Consider the following 1,594-nt stretch of genomic DNA (forward strand, 5'->3'; position numbering starts at 1 on the left):
GGCGAGCGCCGCGAGGCACCACGCGGCGGCCACGAGCAGGTGCGCCGTCGCCCGCAGGCCCTGGCCCTGGGCCACGGCCCACGCGGCCTCCGGGCCGGCGCCGAACGGGGTCCAGGCGGCCACGGCCGCGACCCGCGGCGCGGCGTCGAACAGGTCCCCCAGCGAGTCCAGGGTCTGGGCGACAATCACGCCGCTGAGCATCACCGGGATCAGCAGGGCGATGGAGAGCACCTCCCGCACCCGGCGGCGGCCGGCGTACGCGGCCATCAGCCCGGCGAGTCCGTACCCCGAGGCGACCGCGGTCACCGCGGTCAGCGCGCCGCCGACCAGGCCCGCGGCGAGGGCGGCCGGGATGTCCCACCAGCTGAGCCCCGTGCCCAGCATCACGATCAGCGTGGCCAGCCCCGCCGGCGTCGTGAAGGCGCTCAGGGTCAGGCCCGCGATGAGCGTGCGGGCGCGCACCGGGAACAGGACGAAGCTGTGCGGGTCCAGCGTGGCGTCCACGCCGGTGATGAACGGCGGGATGAGCAGCCACCCCAGCGCCAGCGCCGACGCGACGAGCACGGTCACCGTGCCGCGGTCCGCGACCCACGCCTCCGGCAGGAACGTCACCAGCATCACGACGACGAACACGGCCAGGCCCAGCACGTACAGGGCGCCCAGCACGGCGAGCACGAGGGTGAACGTGGAGCGGCGCCACTGGTTCAGGGTGAGCGCCCAGCGCAGGCGCACGAGCGTCAGAGCCATGCCAGGCCCTCCTGCTCGTGGCGGCCGCCCACGAGGTCCACGAACCGGTCCTCGAGGTCCCGCCCGGCGCGGACCTCCTCGAGGGTGCCGGCCGCGCGCAGGGTGCCGCCGGCGATCACGGCCACGTGGGAGCACATGCGCTGGACGAGGTCCATCACGTGGCTGGAGACGATCACGGTGCCGCCGCGGCCCACGTAGTCGTGCAGGATGTCCCGGATGTTGGCCGCGGAGACGGGGTCCACCGCCTCGAAGGGCTCGTCCAGAACCAGCACGTCCGGGGCGTGGACCATGGCGGCGGCCAGGCTGATCTTCTTGGTCATGCCGGCGGAGTAGTCCACCACGAGCTTGCGGCCGGCGTCGGCGAGGTCCATCACGCGCAGCAGGTCCTCGGTGCGGGCGGCCACCGTGTCCGCGTCCACGCCGTGCAGCAGGCCCGCGTAGGTGACGAGCTGGGCCCCGGTGAGCCGATCGAAGGTGCGCACGCCGTCCGCGAGCACACCCACGCGGCGCTTGGCCTCGAGCGGCTGCGCCCACACGTCCACGCCGTGGATCCAGGCCTGGCCGAGGTCCGGGCGCAGCAGGCCGGTGGCCATGGACAGGGCGGTGGTCTTGCCCGCCCCGTTGGGGCCCACCACGCCGTAGAAGGAGCCGGCCGGCACGTCCAAGTCCAGCCCGTCCAGCGCCGTCTTGTCCCCGAAGCGCTTGGTCAGGCCGCGGGTGACGAGCGCCAGGTCCGGGTCCGGGGCGTCCACGGCGCGGCGGCGCGCCGCGGCGCTGGGGACGACGGCGGGCGCCTCGGCCGGGGCGGGCCCGGCGTGCGGGGCCTCGGCGGAGGACGGTGCGGTGC

Annotated in this window: 1 protein-coding gene and 1 pseudogene; both read right to left on the reverse strand. The window is 75.5% G+C overall.

Annotation, left to right across the window (positions count from 1 at the left end):
• A pseudogene (locus NWP10_RS11895) lies at positions 1-747 on the reverse strand (Tat (twin-arginine translocation) pathway signal sequence); the annotation flags it as partial.
• Positions 738-1,499 (reverse strand): ABC transporter ATP-binding protein, encoded by a 762-nt coding sequence (locus NWP10_RS11900; RefSeq protein ID WP_184173797.1) that lies wholly within the window; start codon positions 1,497-1,499, stop codon positions 738-740. The gene NWP10_RS11900 and the pseudogene NWP10_RS11895, both read right to left, overlap by 10 nt.
• Positions 1,500-1,594 lie beyond the last annotated feature (95 nt).

The organism is Micrococcus sp. HG099, from assembly GCF_024723355.1.
Taxonomy (GTDB): Bacteria; Actinomycetota; Actinomycetes; order Actinomycetales; family Micrococcaceae; genus Micrococcus; species Micrococcus endophyticus.